Raw genomic sequence first — 5310 nt, 5'->3', positions numbered from 1 at the left:
AGCCGGTGAAGAGGTGGCCGAGTCCCAGGTCGTCGGCCAGGTCCTGTAGCGCCTTCAGATTCTGATAGCTGGGCCGCACTCCCCGCTTCCACCAGCGCCGTATGGTGATGGGAGAGATGCCGAGACGACGGGCAATCTCCGCCCATGTCAGACCGGACGCATGCTGAAACCACTCCAGGCGCTGTGGGAAGGCGTCTGAGACGGCGTGGGACTTTCTCCTGTACTGCGCGCGCTGGCCCGACATCGAACCGATCCTCCACAGATACCGTCAACGCAATCGACTCTCGCGGGGTGGAAGAATCCGTGTCCTGGGACTGGACTCCACCTCCCCGTCGTCCATGTATGCGGCCTTCTTTGCGTTGGGGGGGATCGAACTGCTTCGCTGTCGCGGCATCGGCGATATTCCCTTGAAACCAGTACGGGCAGGCTCCGGGAGTTCTGGAACCTGCCCTGACCATCAGGCGGCAGTGGCCCGTCGAGCGGCTCCGAATCTCCCCCCAACGCAAAGAGGGCCGCATACATGGATGTTGGGCGGGGAGGGATTGGAGTCCAGTCCCAGGACACGGATTCTTCCAACCCGCGAGAGTCGAGGGAGTTGGCGGTTTCTGTGGAGGATCGGTTCGATGTCGGGCCAGCCCGCGCAGTACAGGAGAAAGCCCCACGCCGTCTCAGACGCCTTCCCACAGCGCCTGGCGTGGTTTCAGCATGCGTCCGGTCTGACATGGGCGGAGATTGCCCGTCGTCTCGGCATCTCTCCCATCACCATAAGGCGCTGGTGGAAGCGGGGAGTGCGGCCCAGCTATCAGAATCTGAAGGCACTACAGGACTTGGCCGACGACCTGGGACTCGGCCACCTCTTCACCGACTGAGGCGGCGCGGGGCCTTAAACGCAAAAAGACCACACAGATGGTCGTGCCCCGCCGTGTTTCCTAGTCGCCGCTCCGGTCTTGGCCGGTCTCCCTCGCAAGCGTCCCGGCGAGCCTGCGAAACTCCTCCGCCTCGTCCGCGTCGCCGTCGGCCTCCATATCCCGGACACGGTTCTCGGCGAACGGGACCGCCAGGGTCTTGCATCCTTCACAGACGGTTCCCACCGGAGCGCCTCTCCTCCGACAATCCAGATAGTAGTCCACGCCCATGCGGCCTTCGGCCGAGCTATCGGCCCCGCAGAGGGCCTCTTCATCGCGGGCATTCCCGTCGAACAGGTGCATCTCCATGACCTCGTACCTCCTACCGGTTTCAACTGACCGTGTTAACGGTCCATCGCCATTAGGTTTCATTTCCTGCACTCCCTTCAAGGTTGCTGAACTGTTCTCCCAATAGAAAAAGACGCCATACATTGGCGGCGCAATCGGTCTTGAGCGCAAAAAGACCGCACATATGGATGGGCGGGGAAGGCCGTCGCAATGGCTGCGACGACCTCCCCCCGTGTTTCGCGCGCTCCGGCTGTTTAGAAGAGCCTCAGCGTCTGCTGCTGCGCCTGCTCCGCCTCCGTCTCGGCGTTAGCGGTCTGGCCCGTCTCCTGCTGACGCCTTCGCTGGCGTCGGGCCGGGGGAGCGGGCCGCTCGTAGGCGGGGTGCTTCGGCGACTCCTCCCACCGGGCCCTGGCCCTCTCGATCACCGCCGCGACCTCCTGCGTCAGCCCAGACTCATCCAGGTTGTCGAAGGACTCGATGTGCGGGTCCGACGAGGGTTGCTGCACCCCTATGGTGGCCCTGCTTCCCTTGATGGACACGATCACCTTCAGGCCCTCCTGCTGGGCGTCCGTCTCGGCATTGCCGGACTCCTGCTGGCCTTCCGCGGCCTCTTCTTCGGCGTCGTCGGGAGCGTCTTCCCCCGGTTCGGTCTCCCCTGTGGAGACATGCTCCTCGGCTACCCCGGCCTGCGAATCGTCCGGGGCATCACCGAAGAGGCTGTCGTCTACGCCCGGCGCGTCCGAGCGGGCCGTTTCCGTTCCGGTCTCGTCTGGCATGGTCTTCTCCTTTCCTTATATGTGTGTGCGCTCGCGTGGACCGGTCTCCCTGCTACGCCGCCAGGCTCGACTTCCGCTTTATCTCCCCCAGGGTCTGCGGCTTCCAGTAGAGGTCGCGCTCCACGGCGGGGACCTGGCCGAACACCTTGGCCTCCGCCAACTCGGTCAGGTCGAAGTAGCCCAGCTCGGTCTCGAACCCCTCGACGAGGCCGAAGCAGAGGCCCGTAACCGGATCCATCTCGGTGATGTACCAGGTCCAGTTGCTGTAGGGCGAGAAGAGCTTGGCCGGCGCGAGGACGGTGTCGTAGTCCTCCACGTTCTCGTTGGCGTAGAGGGCGGGGATCGTGTCGGCGAGCTCCTTCGTCATCAGCTTGTGCCTGCGGAGGCCGCTGTGGGTGTCCTGCCACATGGTCTTGGTCGTGGCGGTCCCGTTCTTGTCGCTCATTGTTTCTCTCCTTGTCGTTCTTCGAGTGTGTTCGCGTGCGCCGATCACTCGGCGTGGGTCCCCACCGTCCGCTCCACCGCCTCCGGCGTGACGTAGGTGGGTGTGACCGTGCCCAGATCCATGTCCAGGTAGAGGGCCATGAAGGGGCAGGTGCCCGCCACCATGCGGCGGACCACCTGGAGCACCAGCGACGCCATCATCTGGTTGATGGTCGGGTCCTGGTCGGTGAGGTCGAGGGCGGCCGCGCAGTCCACGTCCGGCGGCCTGGTCGAGACCGCCGTCAGCAGGTCGGGGCGCTGGAGCGTGGGCGCGGGGGCCAGGTAGCAGGTCTGGTCGACGAAGGCGGGCTCGTCCCAGTCCACCCGCCCTGCCACATTGCCCACCAGCACCTGTCCCCAGTTGGTGTCGTTGCCCGCGTCGATGAGCCAGCGGGCCGGGTGCCCCGGCAGGCACTCGGCCATCGCCTTCCGTGCAAGGGCGTTGTCGGCGCAGCCGATGATGAGGCTCTCACCGACGTCGATGAGGCCGGGGTAGCCGTGGGCGTTGGTGCGGGAGTCGTGGTCGTACTCCCTGAAGGGGTAGACCGAGTAACCCACCGGCCTCCCGTAGGCTTTGGCCAGCCGATCTGCGAGGACCTGGCTCTTGAAGCCGCCCACGTCGCCGGGGTAGAAGTTCTGGCGGAGCAGGTTGTGGGGCTCGACCCGGTCGTGGTCGACGAGGACGATGTTGGCCTCCCGCCCCTGGAAGAGACGGCAGAGTCCCTCGGCGACGAAGCCGCCGGTCCCGCCGCAGCCGACCACCGTGATCCAGGGGTCGTCCAGCAGGAATGCGTTGTCCAAGTAGTACGGCATCTCTCAGTCACCTCCTTCTATTGGATTGGTTGGGTCAGGGTCCTCGGCCACCAGCCGGAGGCCGGGGTTCGGGCCGTCGAACTGCGACCACTGCACCGGGGCGAAGTGGCCGTAGACGCCGACCCGGAGGCTCAGCTCGGGCCGGTCGCTGTCGAGGCGTCCGGCGACGCCGTAGATGCGGAACCCCTGCTCATCCCGGTCGTCGGTGGCCGAGAAGAAGGCGCGGGAGCGTCCGTGGGAGTGGAACTCGGCGACCACCCCTGCGGGGGGCCGGTACTTGAGCCGGGTGGCAGTCCCTTCCTGCTCGGGAACCACCAGCCGGTAGGAGCGCCCGTCCCACCGCACGGCGAAGAACCGCTCGGTGTCCGGGTCGTCCTCGAACCAGCACAGCCCCAGCTCGAAGAGCCGGGCCGGGATGGGGCCGTGGGCAAGCTCCACCTTCTCGGCCACGGGAGCCAGCCCCCGCACCTCGCAGGGGGCGACGAGCACACGTGCCGTCAGGTGGGCGCTCTCGGACTGGACGTAGAGACCCCCCGATCCGAGCACGTAGTCGTAGCCGATGCCCTGCGCTCCGGTCAGCCCCTCCTTGCGATTGACGAGGTAGCCGACGGGCGTCGGGCGGGCGGTCGCGGCATCTCGGCCGCTAGCGGTAGCCATAGCCCCGTCTCCCCTGGGAGGCCGCGATGACCTGGGCCACCGTGCACTGGGGAACAAGGTCCTCAACCGGGTACTCAGTCTTTCCATCAAGCTCCTCCCATAGCGCGTGCAGGTTGTCGGGGTGCTTCTTCGACCGCTCCCTGGTATCGCCGGTGCCCGAGAAGTAGGACTGGAAGAAGGACTCCGGTATGAGCCCCACCTCCTCGGGGAACTTGTGGCTTCCGGGGCAGACCCGCCCGTCCCGGAAGACGTTGAAGGCGGGCATCCGGTAGAGCTGCTCATCGGCGTCAGTGGGGCGTGACAGGGCCGCGTAGACCCATGGCGCCCGGCCCGGAGAGCAGACGAAGACCAGCCCCGGCATGGGGAGCCGGAGCCGTGCGGGGGGCTTGAACGCCTCCCGTTGCAGGGCCACGGGCCAGACCTGCGGCGGCCGCCAGAGGGCCACCACCTGCCCGGTCTCGCCCTGGTTCCACCAGAGGGCGTCCTGGGGCAGCAGCCCAGATGAGAACCCCAGGTGCTGGGTGAACACGTTGGCGATCTCGTCCGCCGAGACGGTCCTGACCCAGACGGAGTCTCCCTCGAAGCCCCGCAGCAGGAGCGTCTCGTCGTAGACCTCAAGCTGCAACTGGAGCTTGTCCCTGGGCATGTCGTCCGGGCCGGGCAGGGACCAGCCGGTCTTTTCAGCGTCGGTCGTCATGGTCGTCGTCCTCCTTTCCTTGTTCTTGTTCGGGGAGCCGGGGCAGGACGGTGTCCAGCATCTCGGCGAAGCGGGCCGGAAGGTCCTCCTCCAGCCAGTCGGCCAGCGTGCACACCGAGTCCATCAGATCTCTGGCCTTGCGCCACTCCTCGGTGCCTTCGGCGATGATGTCGTCGTCCCAGGGGTCGGCGAAGCCGTCGTAGCTGCCATCCTCGTAGGAATGGTCGAGGAAGAAGTTGCCGGTCTCGGCGAAGACCCATAAGGCGGCCTTGGCCGCCCCCTCGAACCGGGTCTCCTTCACCACCTCGGTGATGGTCTCGACGGGTATGCCGCCTTGGGGAATCCTCTCCAGGGTCTCCTTGGGGATGCGCTCGGCGGCCGACTCCAGCCAGGCCGTCCGTATCTCGTCGGACTCCCCGTAGAAGGAGTCCGGGGGTTTGGCCAGCAGGAGCAGGGCCGAGATGCCGTCCCGGTAGCCGTTCCACAGCTCGTGGAGGCCGTCGTAGCCGAAGCCCATCAGGTCGAAGGGAATGCCCCTCCTGAGCCACGACCAGGGCGGCTCGTCCTCGGCCTCGGTCCAGAACTCAATCACCGGCATGTACAGGGGGAAGTGCTTCCCTCCGAAGAGATTGGCGAATCGCTCCACCCTGGTGCGCACGTCGGGGGCCGAGAGCACCGCCTCCCCCTCGTT

Annotated in this window: 8 protein-coding genes; all 8 read right to left on the bottom strand. The window is 66.3% G+C overall.

Going from position 1 to position 5310, the window contains the following annotated elements; genetic code table 11:
* Window positions 1–244, bottom strand: a 244-nt coding sequence (locus tag OXC99_04250; GenBank protein MCY4624200.1) for a helix-turn-helix domain-containing protein, incomplete at its 3' end; no start/stop codon positions are given.
* Window positions 245–929: 685 nt separating this feature from the next.
* Entirely contained in the window at window positions 930–1214 is a 285-nt protein-coding gene (locus OXC99_04245; protein ID MCY4624199.1) for a hypothetical protein, read from the bottom strand.
* A 233-nt stretch (window positions 1215–1447) separates the two neighbouring features.
* Window positions 1448–1969, bottom strand: coding sequence for a hypothetical protein (locus tag OXC99_04240; GenBank protein ID MCY4624198.1), 522 nt, complete (start codon window positions 1967–1969; stop codon window positions 1448–1450).
* Window positions 1970–2021: 52 nt separating this feature from the next.
* Complete coding sequence (locus OXC99_04235; protein ID MCY4624197.1) at window positions 2022–2414, bottom strand: DUF2958 domain-containing protein; 393 nt, start codon at window positions 2412–2414, stop codon at window positions 2022–2024.
* Between the two features lie 44 nt (window positions 2415–2458).
* Complete coding sequence (locus tag OXC99_04230) at window positions 2459–3265, bottom strand: ThiF family adenylyltransferase (GenBank protein MCY4624196.1); 807 nt, start codon at window positions 3263–3265, stop codon at window positions 2459–2461.
* Window positions 3266–3268: 3 nt separating this feature from the next.
* Window positions 3269–3922, bottom strand: coding sequence for a Mov34/MPN/PAD-1 family protein (locus OXC99_04225; protein ID MCY4624195.1), 654 nt, complete (start codon window positions 3920–3922; stop codon window positions 3269–3271).
* Complete coding sequence (locus OXC99_04220) at window positions 3909–4619, bottom strand: hypothetical protein (GenBank protein MCY4624194.1); 711 nt, start codon at window positions 4617–4619, stop codon at window positions 3909–3911. The genes OXC99_04225 and OXC99_04220 overlap by 14 nt, the downstream gene beginning before the upstream one ends.
* On the bottom strand, window positions 4603–5310 hold a 708-nt coding region (locus OXC99_04215), incomplete at its 5' end, for a hypothetical protein (protein MCY4624193.1). The genes OXC99_04220 and OXC99_04215, both read right to left, overlap by 17 nt.

It is taken from the genome of Chloroflexota bacterium, assembly GCA_026713825.1.
In the GTDB taxonomy this organism is placed as follows: domain Bacteria; phylum Chloroflexota; class Dehalococcoidia; order Lucifugimonadales; family UBA1127; genus UBA1127.
The sequence above is the reverse complement of the archived record's forward strand: the minus strand, read 5'-3'. Positions and strand labels throughout refer to the sequence as shown.